Here is a 15,003-nt window from a genome sequence, read left to right as displayed (position 1 = left end):
CTAGACCACCATCGGCTTGGGCATGAATTTGGGCCGGAACCCGTAACGCGGCGTGCCGTAGTTCATGCCGCGCTGCCCGACGCCGGCCGGCACCGGCGGGGGCACGGAGGCCATGTTGTTGTGGGTCTCCGAGGGGACCGCCCAACCGCCGGGCCCGCTGGTCAGCGCCGCGGCGCCGGGGGTGGCTGCCGTCCAGCCCGCTGGCGCCGAGAATGACGTCCCGACCAGCGAGGCTTTACCCATGGTGGCGGTGACGGCCGGGGTGACCGCGCTGACCCCGAATGCGCTGCTGACGCCGCTGGACAGGCCGCCGCCGAGCGCACCCAGGGCACCGAGTGCACCTCCGGGGCTCAACGCCGCGCCCAGGCCACTTCCGAGCGCACTGCCGGTGGTGCCGCTGAAGCCACCGCCGGTCATGAAACCGATAAGGCTTGGCAGCAGAGCCGACGGGATGAAGGCCGCGCCGGTGCCGGCGGTGTTGAACAGGTTGTACAGCGGGGTGCCGACCATGAACGCGTAGCCGTTCACCGTGTCGTTGTAGAGGAACTCGATGACCTGCTCGATCCAGTCGGTCGACGCTGCCGGCGAGGCCATGCTCTGCAGGGCGTTCGGCAGCGACGAGATCATCTGCGCCGTCTGCGCGGTGCTGTTGGCGGTGCTGCTGCCGCCGGCTTGGGTGACCGCAGCACCCTGGTTGGCCAGCCCGGCCGGGTTGGTGTTCTGGGCCGGCTCGTTGAACGGGGTGACCTGCGTCGCGGCAGCCGAGCCGCTGGCGTAGCCGTACATCGCCGCGGCGTCCTGCGCCCACATCTGCGCGTAGTTGGCGTCCAGAGCCGCGATCGCCGGGGTATTGATGCCCAGGATGTTGGTCGCGACCAGCGCCGCCTGCTGCACCCGGTTGGTGGTGACCGCCGCCGGGGGCACCGTGGCCGCCCGCGCCGTCTCAAATGCTGCGGCGGCGGAGGTGGCCTGGACTGCGGCCTGTTCGGCCAGTGCGGCGGTGTTGTTCATCCAGGCGATGTAGGGGGCCGCGGCGGCGGACATCGATGACGATGCCGGGCCGAGCCATTCCTCGCCGGACAACTCGCTGATCACCGTCTCGTAGGAGTGGGCGGCCGCGCTCAGTTCGGCGGCCAGTCCGCGCCAGGCCGCGGCGGCCGTCATCATCGGCGTCGACCCCGGTCCGGTGTAGATGCGCCCGGAGTTGATCTCGGGGGGCAGGGCTCCGTAATCCCACATGTCTGCCGCCTAACCCGCCGCCGCCGCGTTCGCGGCTTCGGTGGCCGCGTACGACTCGGAGCTGCTCTTAAGCGTGGCCACGAACATCTCGTGAATGGCCGAAGCCTGCGCGGCAACCGTCTGATACAGGCTGGCGTGCGCGGCGAACTGCGCCGCGGTCAACGCCGAGACCTCGTCAGCGGCCGCAGGAGCGACGCCGGTGGTGGGGGCGGACGCCGCGGCGCTCTGGGCGTTGAGCGCGGCGCCGATCGCCTGCAGGGTGCTGGCCGCCGACGCCAGCGCCTCCGGCTGGGTGGTCACGAAAGACATGGGATTCTCCTTACGAAGCCCGGTGATGAATCGGCTCCGGGCACCACAGTTCCGCATGACTGTGCGATTGTGAAAGCTGGTTAACCGCTTCTTAACCGCGGTGTCGGAACTCTTTACATGCACCTCAGTGCGGGCGCGTCGCAGGTGTGTGCGGCGTCACGATTTCGCGCCCCGGAGGCCGAACGGGGGCATGGACGCAAAAGCCGTGCGTGGCGGTATCGGGTGTTCGCCGAAGGGCTTTCGCGTTGCAATGAAGTGGTCTAGCTCACAATGACCCGCTGTGCGTGGGCGCCGCCATTTCGGCGTCCTGCGGCTGGCTGTCAATCAGGTTGATGGACAACATTTTTAGCGCTGGGTAAGCGGTAGTGCCAGCAGTTCGCCCGGGGGTGGTGAGGGCCCGGTAACACGGATTTAACATCCGGATCCGGGGGAGTAAACGGTGCGTAACACGTTATTAACGAACGCTCAGCACACTACGAGCTATGAATCGGTTTCTGCTGCTGGCGGGCATCACCGCCATGGTCGGTCTGGCTGCGCCGGCGCACGCAGAGCCGGTCGGCAGCGACGCCGCCTTCCTGACCCAGCTGTCCGGGGCCGGTTTGAGCCACCGGGGCTCGGACCAGGTGGCGATCTCGGCCGGTCACTCAGTGTGCCAGCTGATGGACGCCGGACTCACCCCGATGGACACCGTGGTCGCGGTTCAGACCACCAACCCCGGCTTCACGCTGCAGCGTGCCGCGGAGTTCGCGCGGATCGCCGCGCAGAACTACTGCCCCGAGCACGCCTGACTTCTTCCCGGGAACACCCTCCGCCTGATTGGCTCCGTGCCGTAGAGCCGGGTGTCCTGCTGTCGGCATTGCCGGGCGTTGACTTTAAAAGTAGTTTAGATGTCATGGATGTGGTGTCGTTTTCCGATCTGCAGCTGCGGGGGAAAGCCACGGTCGAGGCCTGGCTGCGCCGGTCGGCGAACCGTGTCCTGGTGGTGCGCCGGCGTGACGCCGAAGACCTGGTGCTGACAACCGCCTCGCGGGCCGCGCAGGCGCGCGAAGCATCCTCGTTGACGTCTCGACTGTTTGTCGCGTTGATTCAGCAGGGTGGTCCGCACGTTCAGGATCTGATCGCCGATGTAGTTCCCGAAGTGTTTCCCTGGGTGGCGTTTCTGTCGCCCGATGAGGTCCGTGAGTTCGTTGTCGAGCTGGTGTCGACGATGAAGGCGGCTGAGTCGATCGACAACCCGGCGCCGGTGACCCAGGTGATCCACGCTTGGCGGCACACCGCCGAGGTACTGGCCGACCCTGAACTCGCGGGCGTTCTGTCCGCGCCCAGTGACGAGGACTTCGGCCCCGTGCCAGAGCCGGTAGCCCGTACGTAGGTGGCACCAAAGCGTGGAGATCGTGTCGCGCCGCCCGCCGCTGGTGGTGAGTGGGAGCTGCGGTTCGCCACCAGCGAGGCCGCCAAGGGCTGGGAAGCGCTGAGCCAGCAAGCCGCCGCCAACACCGCAGTGGCCTGGCGCGAACTTCGGGCACGTCCCCAGCGGCCGACGCCGGCCGGTAGGCATCACCAACTCAAGGGCCGGCTGGCCACCGCGGCTCACCGCGGTGTCGACATGGAGCAATGGCAGTACGAGGTGACAGGCGCCGGCCGAATTTGGTATCTCGTCGATGTCGCCAATCGCACGCTGTGGCTGAGGCACGCCGGCCCCGGCCACCCGAAGGAGACTGAGTAGCCGGTGGTCACGCCGACGCCAGTACGCTCTGAGCTGCAACGCCCCCATAGCCCAATTGGCAGAGGCAGCGGACTTAAAATCCGCACAGTGTCGGTTCGAGTCCGACTGGGGGCACGGTGTTTGGCCTGGTCAGAGCGTTTCTAGGTCATTAGATCGACTAGGTACCGGACTTCCCTTACGCAACCGTTACGCAATGGCGCGGGTGCGTAGCTCGACTAAGTTCTCTGTAGCAAACTTGGCGGACCGGCCTCGGCTACCAGCACGAACGCGGCGGAAGCGTCGCGAGCGGACTACCCTCGCGGGCGACACGGGAGACGGGCAGATGAGCAGATTGCCGGGCGACACCTCGACGCCGGAAGCGGATTTTGCGTGGGCGTTGGCGCGCCTCGATGAGACCGGCGGTGTGCCGACAGAGTTGAACCTCGGCAGTGGCATCTGCACGGCGCTGAACCTCTACGCCTTCACTCGTGACCCGGCGTACCTCGCCAAGGCCAAGCGGCTACTGCGGCGGCAAGTCAGGGGCCGGTAACGCGCACGCCCCGGCGTGTCGTAGTGCGTTAGATCGAACAACCGTGCGAATATGGGGAGAACATGAACCCACGACCGGGAACGGGGGAAACATGACGCCATACGAACATCCGACCAAGCGATGCTCCCGGTGCGGCGCGCCGATGCTTGTGCTCAGTGAAAGTGACACGGGGGCATGGGGCGGCAGCAGTCTTGTGTCGCTGCCAGACAAAATGGTTTGCGCGGACCGCTGTCACTTGCGGGGCAGCCCCTAGCAGAGCGGCGGCACGCGCAGCGCTGTGCGCGGCTAGGTGCCGGTCTAGCGGCGCGGGGTGGGCTGCCGCCCGGCTACGGGCTCACCGGGGTAGCCGGTACGCACCGGCTGGCCGTGGCGTGGTGACCGCCCCGCGTACATGCCGCCGCGGGCCGGTGAGGCGTTCCGGGCACAGCGTGGCGACAACCCTGGCCCCCAGCTGTACTCGCTCGGCTCGGTGTTCCCAACTGCCCACGGATTGCCGACGCCGGGCGGCTGCGGGTGGCTGTCGTCGTCGGGCCGGTAGTTCGGCATCGCGGAGCCCCTAGAAATTGAGTTCCGGCGCGGTGTAGCTGGCGTTCGCGGTGACCTGGCAGACCGCCGCCGCGCCGCGGTGCCGGGTGCCGACCCCGATAGTGCGGGCCATGAAGGTCTCTTGCAGCGGGTAGCCGGGTACCGGGCCAGGGATGGCGCGCAGGCCGCGGTAAGCGGGGTTCTCGTGATGCCGGACGGCAAGCGGGTTGCTGTCGCTGTTCGGCCCACTCGTCGCCACAACGGCTACGTACCCCGCGGGGATCAACTCGGAGCAGACCAGAAGCGCGGAACCGTAGCTACCTTGAACGGCCAGGCCGTGAAAGTCAGCGTTCGGCACTGCGCCGTGGATGGCCTCGTTGGAAATCCACGCAGGCATCAGAGCCGAGGGGACAAAATCCCATTTAGCCTCAACGCTATTCGCGTTCTCAACGCCCGCGCGCCAGGTCGCCACCTCGTCCCCATCGGTTGGGTTCGTCAAAATTACCAACTGCGACTTGGGGTCTACCCCATATCCGTGCTCTTTCACATGAGTGATCAAGCTCTCGACGTCGCCTGAATCCAGTTGCGCTGCACCAGATGTCAGGTAGTGGGAGTGGTCGCCGGTGAAGGTCTTGCCCATGTAGGGCGGGGGCACGATGCCATCCCCGGACCAAAGCCCAAACACTCGGTTTTGCCATTCGTTCGCCTCTTCGGTGGGGTCGAATAGCCGCCCAAATACCAAGCCCTGCCGTAGCCGCCGGTCGCCCTCGATTAGGCGGGTGATCTGAGCGCGGACCTGTTCGGCCGAGCTGTCCCGGAGGAAGCGCCACGAAAGGCGGCTGGCCTTGTCGTAATCCCCAAGGGTGTACCCCAATTTCAGGTACGACGGGGGCACAGCCGAGCCCGTTGGGACGCCGAACTCGCTGGCGCGGTCGAACTGTTCGGCGATCATGCTTTGCGGCACGGCGTCAGCGGGCACCGTCACGTCGAACGCCATCAGCGACAACAGCGCGTCTTTGTGGTCGTTGTAGAGCCGGGTCACGTCTTCCAGCTCTGCCCACAGCGATTGCAGCGGTACGCCGTCGTTCGTCTTGTTCACCAGCACGTCACCGCTGGCGGCAATTCCGCCTTGGCTGTCGCCGCCGGTCAGCCGGACGGCTACGAGGTTCGCCATGTCGTTTCTCCCGTCAATCACGTTGCAACAAGCGTACAGACGAAACCTGTTGGGCGCGTTCACGTGAGCATGTTGGTGCAGTAGGTGAACAGCTGCGGTCAGCCGGAAACTGGCTGCGGCCGTTCAAAAGTGCGACGCGGTCAGTCCCGCGGTAGTCTCCGGTTTATGTCCCGAGTGCTGAAATTGCCCGAGCCGCCAGCCGAGCTACAGCTAGATCCGGTGCCGCGCCTACGTGGTCAGGAGGCCGCGGCGCGGTGGTGCCGGGAAACGCTCGGCATCCCGGCGGTGTCGCCCCGGCTCGTCAAGAGCGCCACGGTTTCCCGCGATCTGGAATCCGCCGTGATCGGCGGGGCCGTCCACTACTCGACACTTGGGCTGTGGCGCTGGCTGATGTCCCGCGTCCGGCCCGCAACGACGAATCGTTAAACACCAACCGATTTCGAGAGGACACGTTCGCAATGACTGACCTAATGGAAACGTACCCCGGCGGGCCGTGCGTGACGCCAGCAGAGCGCGCCGCAATCAAGGCCAGCGCCGAGCAGCATGTGGAGGCTCGCCGCGAGACTGACAGGGCGGTGCGACATACGTTCAGCCGCTTTAGTTTAGGCAACTACTTCGACCTGTTCGACCCAAGCACCATGCCGCACATGTACGAGCGTGCCAACGCTGTCATGCACCACCTACACACGTCGCATGATCTTGAATATGTCGACCAAAGCCCAGCGGGCACTGCGAAATACGATCCGGACAACCCGAGCATGCAGGCCGCGATGTTCGTCCACTTTGTCAATCGGCCCAACTCTGTCCACGTGTTTCGGGATGACGCTGCGCTGCACGACTGGTTTTGGGTGACTGCCTGGCCGCTGGACCGCTGCACGATGCACGACAGCGCAGCGTGCACAGGTGACGGGGTGTACACGGTGTTTGTGCCGGTGCAGCGCGGGCAATTCCTGCTGATCTTCGAGGCGTGTTTGCCGTGCGCCGAGTACCTGTGTGACCTGCGGCTCGGCGAGGACATCCTGGCCGAGGCGGACGCCCGTGTTGCGTTCGATGCCGTGAGAACCCAAATGGTCGAACGCTGGCGGTCGATCCGCGCCGAGCAGGAGCGCGAGCAGTGAGCGCCCCGAAGCCCAAGCGCCGCAACCCGACGACCGGCCGATATGCGCCGAGCGTCAACAGCCCGGAGCTGCGGGCGGTGATCCGGCAGCGGCGCGCGAACGCCTCGGCGAACCGGCAGGGCCGCGGGCTGGCCGGGCAGGTCGGGGCGGCTCGCGGTGCTGACGGCATCGGGGGCGGGGCACCGCCCGAGCCCGGCAGCGCGTCGAGCCACAGCTTGCGTAAGTACCTGCCGAAGCTACCCGAGCAGGCATCCGGCGATGCCTCGACGTAACCGGGAACGCAGGGCCACGGCGGCGCAGATCGAGCGGGATGCCCGGAAGCTGCGCGCGGCCGCCCAAGAGCCCCAGCAACAACGGCCCAATACCCCTCGGCGTGCGCCGGGTCAAGCAGACCGCGGCGGCGCTCGTGGTGCCAGTGGGACTGCTGTACACAAATAGCCCTAATAGGGTTGTAAACCCATTGCACTGCAATCGGATTCATTGGCGGAGCCGAGGCGGTAGGGGTAGCGTGAGCGCATGATGATCTGAACATCATCCGGCCACAACTGAATGACCGCATGGACGGCAAGAGCAACAGCGCACGGCCCGGTATCGGGTCTGCGAGCCTTGCCGTCTTTGTGTTTTCACGGGCAACCGCACATACAGGGAAGAGGGGAACCGATGAGCCTCATGGGAATTGAACGGCCATACATGACCGAAGCGGAGTTTTTCGACAAGGCCAACGCCGAGGTCGGGGGATGGATGACCCGGAACGTTGTCCGGGTTGCCGTGCGGGATGGCCGGGTCCAGCCGACCCGCGTCGGGCACCGCAACCTCTACAGCGATCAGGACGTAATCGACCTCTTGCGTTCGCTGAAAACCACTGTCTAGCAAAAGGTGCCCCGGCCATCTGCTGCTGATGACCGGGGCAGGGCGCGGAAAGGGGCGCAATGTCGACATTACCCGAGCTGACGAACAGCGGCCAGGATGACGAACAGGCCGCCTGGCCTGATGTCCGCAGTATGTCGAACGCTGATGCTGCGGAGGTCTACGCCAAGGCGGGGGTGCCTGTCGTCCCGGTGTGCCCCGGCACGAAGAACCCCGGTAGCTATCTTGGGCTCGGCTGGCCGCAACGGGCAACGACCGACCTCGACACGATTCGGGACTGGTGGCGACGGTGGCCCGATGCCGGGATAGCGATGCACCCCGGCGGCGCGGGATTGCTCGTGCTCGATGTCGACGCGCCGGAGCACGTGCCGGAATGGCTGTGGGGTCACCTTGAGCGGGCAGTGTTCCGCCGCACAACGGCCGACCCGAACAACCGGCGCGGCCACTACATCTGGCGGCTACGCCCCGGCGAGCGGTTCGGCTGCAGTCTCGGCAAGCTGAAATCGCCGAGGGGCTCGGAGGTATGGGGTCAGGTCCGCTGCTACGGCGGCGCGGTCGTGCTCGCACCGACGACGCACCCGACCGAGGGTCACGCCTACACGAGCGGGCCGTCTGAACCAATCCCATTGCTGCCCGACGAGATCGCAGCGAAGCTCAGCGCGGCCCCGGACCCTGCCGAGTCCCGGACCCTGACACCGTCCGAGCTGGACACGAACGCCGAGGCGTTTCTCGACACCTACGCCGACAACCGTGAGCCGTACGCCCTGGCCCCGATCCTGGCCGACTTCGATCCGGCACCCGGCGGTCGTCACGAAAGCATGTGGAATGCGGTGTGCTGGGCGCTGCGGGAAGCCAAGGCCGGGCGGTTCCCGGCCCGGCACGCTGTCGGCGAGCTGCGGACGATTTGGGAGGCGGCGATCGGCGGCGAACACCGCAACGGCGACACCGACGAGTTTGAGCGGATGGTGCGCGACGGGGTGCCCGTCGCCGACGAAGACAGCGCCGAAGGGCTGTGGGCGCGGGCGCACCGGAATCGCTGGCCTAACCCAGGCCAGCCGCAAAGGGTGGCCCAAGAGGTCGTGACACGAGCCAAGCAAGATTGCCGGCCGATTGCGTATTGGCGGGGTGATTGGTTTCGGTGGGATCGGAGGTGCTGGTACCCGACGAGTGAGGATCAGATACGCCAGCAGCTCTACCGGCAACTTGAACATGCGAACTACGAAAAAATCGCCGCCAACGGGATCAGGATCGAAATCGCGTGGAACCCCGACAAAGCCAAGCTAACCAACGTAATTGACGCGCTCAAGGCGGAGACGCTGTGGCCGGATGACGTGGAAGAGGGCACTTGGCGCGACGGCCGCACATGCCGCGTGCTGCCATTTATTAACGGGCTGTTGCGAATTGACGACCGGGTGCTGATGCCGCACACGCCGGACTACTTCAACACCGAGTGCATCGACTGTGACTACGAGCCCGATGTGAAGCTGGTAGCGGGGCAAAAGTTCCTGAACGACCTGACCGGCAACGACCCGGAAGCGATCGAAACGCTGATGGAATTCGTTGGTACGCGGCTCGTCGGTGACGACCGCTTTCAGAAAATGCTCGTCATAGTCGGCCCGTCCGGGTCCGGCAAAGGAACATTCGACCGGCTGCTATCTAGAATGCTCGGCCGGAAACACGCAGGCGTGCGGATGGACGACTACAAGAACAACGGCTTTCCGATTGAGCCGCTGCTTGGGAAAACCCTCGTGACGTTCTCCGATCAACGCGTGCAACTGGACATGAAACGGTTCACCGACCTACTGCTACAGGTTGTCGGCGGGGACGCGATCAGCGTGCGCCGCCCCTACGACCGGCGCTCAGTCAGCGTGCGACTTCCGTTGACATTCATCATGTTGAGCAACGAGGCCCCGGTACTGCCCGACAACGCCGGGGCGATGCGCCGCCGCCTGCTGGCGATCGTCACCCCGAACAGCTTCGCCGACAACGCCGATTACGACCTGGACGACAAGCTCACCGCCGAGCTGCCCGCGTTCGTGGACCTGGCGCTGGCGGCATACCGGCGGCTCGTGAAACGCGGGCGGTTCGTACAACCGGAATCGGGGCAAGAGATCCTGACCGTGATCCGGGAGAACGCCAGCTACCTCGCCAGCTTCATTGACGAGTGCTGCCATGTCGGCCCCGATCTGATGGAACCGAAAGACGACCTCTACACGCGGTGGAAGGCGTGGTGCCAGAAGAACGGTCACACCGCCACCGCCGCGAACAAGTTCGCGGGCGATCTGTACTCACTGCCCCTGCCTGGCGGGCACAAGATCACGCAGACAAAGCGCACTGTCGACGGCGACCGCGTGCCGTGCTTCCGCGGCGTTGCACTCAGGTGCGGAAACACGTCTGGCGTGAAATTGCGGGTGGTGCCGAGTGATTAGGCCGCTGCCCTGTCCGGGTTCGACGGCCGGGGGCCGGGCTAAGTCCGGGTATCGGGCCGGGCAAAAGGTTCCCTCTACCTGCGGTGTCCGGGTAGTCCGGGTTCGTTTTAGAACTTTAAAGATGAAGAGAGATAAAGAGATAGCGCCCTACGCGTATAGGGCAAGGGCGCCCGAAAGTAGCCCGGACACCCGGACAGTGCAGGTAGAGCCCGCTTTTTTACCCGGACAGCCGCCCGGACACCCGGACACCTACCCGGACAGCGCCGCGAGCCCGGCGACGGGCCGAAATCGTGACTGCGCCGAGTGCGCCGACTGCGCCACCGACTGCGCCAGCCGCGTAGTCCCACCGCCGACCGAGGGGGCACCCGTGAACGCCTACACCGAGCCGACGCCGCCGTATTGGTGGGCACCGCAGCACCGAACCCGAGGCGGGCACCCGACCCGGCCGCGCCGCAACCCCGGCGCACCGCCCCGGCCCGTCGAAAACACCAGACCACCCGGAACCCGATGAACGGAGCCCGCGATGACCGACAAACCTCAAGACCGCCGCGACCTCTTGAGGGAGCTTGCGACGGGCGAGACGCAATGCACGGCGCGCAGCAAGCGAACCGGCAAGCGGTGCCGACTGCCGAGCATGATCGGGTCGAACGTTTGCCGCAGTCATGGCGGCGCGGCAAAGCAGACCCGCGCCAAGGCGCAGCGGCGACTACAGCAAGCCGCCGACGTGCTCGTGCAACGGCTGCTCGGCCTGGCGCTCGACGGCGACGCACCCGACACCGTGGCCCTGGCCGCGATCCGCGACGCGCTCGACCGGGCGGGCATGAGCGCCAAGCAGGCCGTCGAGGTCAGCGTCGAGCCGCGCCCGTGGGAGAAGATTTTCGCCGGGATCGAGCGCAAGCCTCGCGAGGACAGCCAGCGCGCCGAGCCGCCCGCCCTGGCTGCGAGCGCCGAGCCCGCGGTGATCGACGCCGAGCTAGTCGAGCCCGACGCCGCCGCTACACCGCCTGAGCCGACCGCGGCGCCGCGAAAGCCCCCGCCGTGGCAGGGCGACCTGGCCGAACCGGCAGACGGTCGTACAGCAGCGCCGCGAAAACGGCCGGGTACTGGGTTGATGACCCTTGAAGAGGCCGCAGCCGAGCAGGCGGCGATCCCGCAGGGCACTCGCCGGACACGTGGCCGCCGTGTGTAGCCACAGTGGCCCCGGCCTGCCCGCTGTGCGCCCATGTGCGCCCATGCGGCCCCGCCCGCGGGTAACCGGACGCCCGCAACGGCACAGCCACGCTCAGGCCGCGCGATGACGGGAACGGATGGGGGCTGGCCGGACCGCTGGCAGCCCGCGAAGGGCGAACGCACCGCCCGGCCCGAGGTCACGCTGCTCGGCTACGGCGACCTCGTGAGGGTCAACGCGCCGGGGGCACCGCACTTCGGCGAGGTCGGGACGGTGCGCAAGGTGCGGCTCGACGGCGGCGAGCTGATGCACCGGGTGCGGTTCGCAGACGGCCGTGAGCAGGAGTTTTACGTCGATGAGCTGCGCCGGGTAAACCGTGAATAAGCCCAAACCCCATGTGTTGCATGGGCGATGGGTGGCGTAATGGTGTGTGGGACAACGTGTTTCGTCGTCGCGAGACGTTGCCAGGTGACTGATCGGGGCGTAGCTTTATTCCTAGATACAGCTACACCGCAGGTCAGCGGCCTAACGAAAGGGGCATCGTGCGAGTAATCGGATACGTGCGGACATCGACCGCACGCCAACAAGAGGCATTCGGGCCGGACGTTCAGCGCGACGCCATCAGGCAGTGGGCCAGGGCGAACGGGCACCGGGTCGTCGCGTGGGAGACCGACACGATTTCGGGAACCTCCGAGCTGGCGAGCCGCTGCGGATGGCGCACCGCTGCTTCGGCCGTGAAGTCAGGCAGGGCAGACGGTGTTGTCGTTGCCCGCATTGACCGGCTAGCCCGTGACGTGATGGTGCAAGAGCTGTTGCTACGCAACCTCACTGAGTTCGGCGGCGTCGTGCTGTCGACCCGGGCCAACGAAAACGAGATGCTGACCGGCGCGTCAAAAGACCCGAGCCGCAAGCTAGTTCGCACGATCCTCGGCGCGATCAGTGAGTACGACCGCGAGATGATAACCGACCGGCTGGCAGCGGCCCGCAAGGCCAAGGCGGCTCGCGGTGGCTACGCGCACGGCGCACTGCCCTACGGCTACCGCTCACGCGGCGGCAAGCTAGTGCCGGTGCCCGCCGAGCAGCGCGCGCTGTCGCTGATGCGCCAGCTCGACGCACAGGGGGCATCGACGCGGGCGATAGCCGACGCGCTGACCGCCGAGGGCCACCCGACAAAGCGCGGCGGCAAGTGGTGCGCGGCGACAGTGGCCCGAATACTCAAGCGGCACAACACCGAGGCGGTGCCAGCATGAGCACTCACAACTGCCCGCGCTGCGGGTATCAGCAGCACTATCGGCTGGCCCGCTGGACTGACCGGCACCCGGGCGCAGCCGTGGCCCTGGCCGTCGTCGGCCTAATCTCGGTCACCGCTTACCCCTGGCTGCTGGCCGTGTTGGCAGCCGCCGGGCTGGCCTACGGCATCGATCGCGAGCGCCAGCGCCGCACCGCCGTGGCTGCCCGCGCTGACTACGAGCACGCCGCCCTGCTGGCCGCGCCAGCACCGCCAGTCTGGCAGGTGCGACGCCTGCCGCAGGTGCCGAACTCGGCGGCACGCACCATGCCCCAACGAGCAGTAGGGAAGTGAACACATGGCACACGTGAAATCGGTTGTGACGCGCCAGCGTAAGGACGGGAAGCTGATCCGCAAGTTCCGCGTGCTGTGGCGCGAGCCGAAGCGCGATGACTTCGGGGTGCAGATCAAAGGCCAGTACCGCACCCGCAGCGAGACCTACGGCGACTACGACGCCGCCACCGCCCGCCGCGACGAGCTGAACGCCGCCCGACACACCACGGGCACCTCGGCCCTGGCCGAGGCGAAAAAGGCCGGACAGTTGCCGTTCGGGTACTACGCAAAGGCGTGGCTCGACCAGCAAGCGGTCAAGGTCAGTCAGGGCAAGCTCAAGAGCGGTACCGCCGACGAGTACGGGCGACTGCTGCGGTGTTACGTGCTCGGCGAACTCGGCGGCACCGCCATAGCCACGATCACCGGCACGCGCTGTGAGCAGCTGCTCGCCTCCCTGGTTCAGCGGGCGTCAACGCAAGGCAATCGCCAGCCGCTCACCCCTGGCACCGTCAAGCACGCGTGGGACGTGACGCGGCGAGTGTTCAAGTACGCCGTGCAGCACAAGGCGATCCCGGCGAGCCCGTGCGACGCGGTCGATTTCAGCGCGGCCCGTGCAACCGGAGACCGCCCCGCCTTTGAGCACCACCCGCTGACCGCCGAACAGGTCGGGGCGCTGAGCGCCGCCATTGCCGGTGTCCCGCCCGCTGGCTATACCGGCCCGGCGCTACCGGCGTACCCGGTGTACGCGTTGATGGTTGAGTTCATGGCCTACACCGGATTGCGCGCCGCCGAGGTCAGCGGGCTAGAGGTCCGTGATCTGGTGTTCGTCCCCGGCCCGCGCTGCTCGGTGAACGTGCGCCGTACGAAAGGCCGCAAGGGCGGCGCGTGGGTAGACGGGACGCTCAAGAGCAAGCGCAGCCGCCGGACTGTGCCCCTGCCGGACTGGCTGGCCGTGCGGATGGCCGACTACCTCACCGACGTGCACGAGCGCGCCGACGAGCCGACCGCCCCGCTGTGGCCGAGCCGGAAGAACGGCGGCGGTTACCGGGCGACCGGGCAGCGGTATGCCGTGCCGTTGGACTGGTCGCAGCCGCTCGCGCTCGGTGCGTTCTACGACACGATCGTGAAACCCGCGCTCGATGCGGTCGGACTACCTGCCAGCCGCCCGGCCACCGCGACAACGCCCGCCGCTCGCGGGGTGCGCCTACACGACCTGCGCCACACGTTCGCGGTGTTGCAGCTCTCGGCGGGGGTGCACTTCATGCAGGTGTCCAAGTGGCTCGGCCATTCGACCTACACGCTGACGTTGGACGTGTACGGCGACTACATCCCCGAGCAGGACGGCGGCGCGCTGAACGCCCTGCCGGAGCCACCCGCCCCGGCCAAGGCAGCACGCCCGGCGACCAAGCGGACGGGGAACGTGATCAAACTATTCGGCTGAACGGCAGAGCCGGTCAGGTAAGCCCCCAGGAATGCTCAATATCGGCAATCTCAACGGCTAACGCATCGGCAACTTCACGGTCACAGTGAACGGTATCGCCGCTGCGGAGCTTCATCGTCTGGCCGCTCGCAGACAGATGCGGCCGGAGGCTCTGAAACCAAGGCGCGCTTACGATGTTCGGTTCAGGTATGAATGCGAAACTGGCTGGCTTCGGTCCTGAGCGCCTGTCAATCACATCCCATTTTTCGAACTCCTCATGGGATGCGGCTAGACCTTCGCGCCACCGACGTATTTTCTCGGCACGTTCGGCGCGCAGTGCAGCACGCTGGTCCCGTTCACGTTGCTCCGCTTCGCGTTGTCGCCGAGCTTCGGCCTCGGCAGCTTCATGTTCCCGCTGCGCTGTTTTCTCAGCTGCCTTGGCCTCCCGCACCGCCTTCGCCTCGGCCGCCTCATCGACGCGCCTTTCGGCGTCGGCCTTGCGCTGTTGCCTACCTGCGGTCGCGGCCTTCGCCAGCTCGACCACACCGTTTCCGACTGCGCCGATAGCGGCACCGATTCCGGTACCGATCACACCAACCCAAGCAGCATCCAGAGGCACCTAGTCATGATCCCATCGGACACCGACAAGCTCGGGCGTGTCGTCGGCCGTGTCCGCCGCCTCGGCTGCCGCCCCCCGCGGCCAGCTGCCGCCGCTGGGCCAGCAAACACGGAAAATCCGAGTTCCGTTACGCAACTCTTACGCAACCCCGAGGGGGATAACCCTGAAAAGGCACCCAAAGGTCAGGTAGCTAGAATCGACCAAATATGTTCAGTACCAGCCCCTTTAGGGTCACATCGGGTTGCTAACGCCGAGGTCAAAACGGCCACCGCCCCGTTCTTAAAATCCGCACAGTGTCGGTTCGAGTCCGACTGGGGGC

Annotated in this window: 18 protein-coding genes and 1 tRNA gene; 14 read left to right on the top strand and 5 right to left on the bottom strand. The window is 66.6% G+C overall.

Features of this window, described 5'->3' with window-relative positions; all coding sequences use genetic code 11:
• Window positions 1-1,239 carry a PPE family protein gene (locus tag ABW16_RS01275; RefSeq protein ID WP_047317295.1) on the bottom strand — a complete coding sequence of 413 codons (1,239 nt, stop codon included), beginning with the start codon at window positions 1,237-1,239 and terminating at the stop codon, window positions 1-3.
• A gap of 9 nt (window positions 1,240-1,248) precedes the next feature.
• Complete coding sequence (locus tag ABW16_RS01270; RefSeq protein WP_047317294.1) at window positions 1,249-1,548, bottom strand: PE family protein; 300 nt, start codon at window positions 1,546-1,548, stop codon at window positions 1,249-1,251.
• Window positions 1,549-2,030: 482 nt separating this feature from the next.
• On the opposite strand from ABW16_RS01270, the gene ABW16_RS01265 reads away from it, so the two are divergent.
• From ABW16_RS01265 to ABW16_RS01245, 5 genes are all read left to right on the top strand, one after another.
• Entirely contained in the window at window positions 2,031-2,336 is a 306-nt protein-coding gene (locus tag ABW16_RS01265) for a DUF732 domain-containing protein (RefSeq protein WP_047317293.1), read from the top strand.
• A gap of 104 nt (window positions 2,337-2,440) precedes the next feature.
• Complete coding sequence (locus ABW16_RS01260) at window positions 2,441-2,920, top strand: hypothetical protein (protein ID WP_047317292.1); 480 nt, start codon at window positions 2,441-2,443, stop codon at window positions 2,918-2,920.
• Window positions 2,921-3,274, top strand: coding sequence for a hypothetical protein (locus ABW16_RS01255; protein ID WP_047317291.1), 354 nt, complete (start codon window positions 2,921-2,923; stop codon window positions 3,272-3,274).
• Window positions 3,275-3,314: 40 nt separating this feature from the next.
• Window positions 3,315-3,388: transfer RNA gene (locus ABW16_RS01250), tRNA-Leu, on the top strand.
• A 208-nt stretch (window positions 3,389-3,596) separates the two neighbouring features.
• On the top strand, window positions 3,597-3,803 hold the full coding sequence (locus ABW16_RS01245; protein ID WP_047317290.1) for a hypothetical protein: 207 nt from the start codon (window positions 3,597-3,599) through the stop codon (window positions 3,801-3,803).
• Window positions 3,804-4,100: 297 nt separating this feature from the next.
• On the opposite strand, the gene ABW16_RS25910 is transcribed toward ABW16_RS01245, so the two are convergent.
• On the bottom strand, window positions 4,101-4,349 hold the full coding sequence (locus ABW16_RS25910) for a hypothetical protein (protein ID WP_131721453.1): 249 nt from the start codon (window positions 4,347-4,349) through the stop codon (window positions 4,101-4,103).
• A 10-nt stretch (window positions 4,350-4,359) separates the two neighbouring features.
• The gene (locus ABW16_RS01240) at window positions 4,360-5,565 is read right to left on the bottom strand and encodes a hypothetical protein (RefSeq protein ID WP_233424659.1); all 1,206 of its coding nucleotides are present in this window, start codon (window positions 5,563-5,565) and stop codon (window positions 4,360-4,362) included.
• A 314-nt stretch (window positions 5,566-5,879) separates the two neighbouring features.
• On the opposite strand from ABW16_RS01240, the gene ABW16_RS01235 reads away from it, so the two are divergent.
• From ABW16_RS01235 to ABW16_RS01195, 9 genes are all read left to right on the top strand, one after another.
• On the top strand, window positions 5,880-6,620 hold the full coding sequence (locus ABW16_RS01235; protein ID WP_131721452.1) for a hypothetical protein: 741 nt from the start codon (window positions 5,880-5,882) through the stop codon (window positions 6,618-6,620).
• Entirely contained in the window at window positions 6,617-6,892 is a 276-nt protein-coding gene (locus ABW16_RS01230; protein ID WP_047317287.1) for a hypothetical protein, read from the top strand. Before ABW16_RS01235 ends, ABW16_RS01230 begins: the two co-directional genes overlap by 4 nt.
• 388 nt (window positions 6,893-7,280) lie before the next feature.
• Window positions 7,281-7,490, top strand: coding sequence for a hypothetical protein (locus ABW16_RS01225; RefSeq protein ID WP_131721451.1), 210 nt, complete (start codon window positions 7,281-7,283; stop codon window positions 7,488-7,490).
• 59 nt (window positions 7,491-7,549) lie between these two features.
• Window positions 7,550-9,916: a phage/plasmid primase, P4 family gene (locus ABW16_RS01220; RefSeq protein WP_052956735.1), complete on the top strand. Its 2,367-nt coding sequence runs from the start codon at window positions 7,550-7,552 to the stop codon at window positions 9,914-9,916.
• A gap of 523 nt (window positions 9,917-10,439) precedes the next feature.
• Window positions 10,440-11,105 (top strand): hypothetical protein, encoded by a 666-nt coding sequence (locus ABW16_RS23725; protein ID WP_131721450.1) that lies wholly within the window; start codon window positions 10,440-10,442, stop codon window positions 11,103-11,105.
• Between the two features lie 105 nt (window positions 11,106-11,210).
• Window positions 11,211-11,468, top strand: coding sequence for a hypothetical protein (locus ABW16_RS01210; protein ID WP_047317285.1), 258 nt, complete (start codon window positions 11,211-11,213; stop codon window positions 11,466-11,468).
• A 158-nt stretch (window positions 11,469-11,626) separates the two neighbouring features.
• Window positions 11,627-12,334 carry a recombinase family protein gene (locus tag ABW16_RS24125; protein WP_047317284.1) on the top strand — a complete coding sequence of 236 codons (708 nt, stop codon included), beginning with the start codon at window positions 11,627-11,629 and terminating at the stop codon, window positions 12,332-12,334.
• Window positions 12,331-12,666, top strand: a complete 336-nt coding sequence (locus tag ABW16_RS01200; RefSeq protein WP_047317283.1) for a hypothetical protein — start codon at window positions 12,331-12,333, stop codon at window positions 12,664-12,666. The genes ABW16_RS24125 and ABW16_RS01200 overlap by 4 nt, the downstream gene beginning before the upstream one ends.
• 4 nt (window positions 12,667-12,670) lie before the next feature.
• Window positions 12,671-14,086: a tyrosine-type recombinase/integrase gene (locus ABW16_RS01195; RefSeq protein ID WP_047317282.1), complete on the top strand. Its 1,416-nt coding sequence runs from the start codon at window positions 12,671-12,673 to the stop codon at window positions 14,084-14,086.
• 13 nt (window positions 14,087-14,099) lie between these two features.
• Here ABW16_RS01195 and ABW16_RS25905 read toward each other — a convergent pair whose 3' ends face one another.
• A complete protein-coding gene (locus tag ABW16_RS25905; RefSeq protein WP_131721449.1) occupies window positions 14,100-14,684 on the bottom strand; it encodes a hypothetical protein in 585 nt (194 codons plus the stop codon).
• Window positions 14,685-15,003 lie beyond the last annotated feature (319 nt).

Origin of the sequence: Mycolicibacter heraklionensis (assembly GCF_001021505.1) — a bacterium.
Lineage (GTDB): Bacteria > Actinomycetota > Actinomycetes > Mycobacteriales > Mycobacteriaceae > Mycobacterium > Mycobacterium heraklionense.
The sequence above is the reverse complement of the archived record's forward strand: the minus strand, read 5'-3'. Positions and strand labels throughout refer to the sequence as shown.

Coding starts and splice junctions, on each gene's coding strand:
- ABW16_RS01225 (WP_131721451.1), top strand. CDS start 7,281: ATGAGCCTCATGGGAATTGAACGGCCATACATGACCGAAGCGGAGTTT.
- ABW16_RS01200 (WP_047317283.1), top strand. CDS start 12,331: ATGAGCACTCACAACTGCCCGCGCTGCGGGTATCAGCAGCACTATCGG.
- ABW16_RS01270 (WP_047317294.1), bottom strand. CDS start 1,548: ATGTCTTTCGTGACCACCCAGCCGGAGGCGCTGGCGTCGGCGGCCAGC.
- ABW16_RS01195 (WP_047317282.1), top strand. CDS start 12,671: ATGGCACACGTGAAATCGGTTGTGACGCGCCAGCGTAAGGACGGGAAG.
- ABW16_RS01210 (WP_047317285.1), top strand. CDS start 11,211: ATGACGGGAACGGATGGGGGCTGGCCGGACCGCTGGCAGCCCGCGAAG.
- ABW16_RS01265 (WP_047317293.1), top strand. CDS start 2,031: ATGAATCGGTTTCTGCTGCTGGCGGGCATCACCGCCATGGTCGGTCTG.
- ABW16_RS23725 (WP_131721450.1), top strand. CDS start 10,440: ATGACCGACAAACCTCAAGACCGCCGCGACCTCTTGAGGGAGCTTGCG.
- ABW16_RS25910 (WP_131721453.1), bottom strand. CDS start 4,349: ATGCCGAACTACCGGCCCGACGACGACAGCCACCCGCAGCCGCCCGGC.
- ABW16_RS01245 (WP_047317290.1), top strand. CDS start 3,597: ATGAGCAGATTGCCGGGCGACACCTCGACGCCGGAAGCGGATTTTGCG.
- ABW16_RS01275 (WP_047317295.1), bottom strand. CDS start 1,239: ATGTGGGATTACGGAGCCCTGCCCCCCGAGATCAACTCCGGGCGCATC.
- ABW16_RS01260 (WP_047317292.1), top strand. CDS start 2,441: ATGGATGTGGTGTCGTTTTCCGATCTGCAGCTGCGGGGGAAAGCCACG.
- ABW16_RS01220 (WP_052956735.1), top strand. CDS start 7,550: ATGTCGACATTACCCGAGCTGACGAACAGCGGCCAGGATGACGAACAG.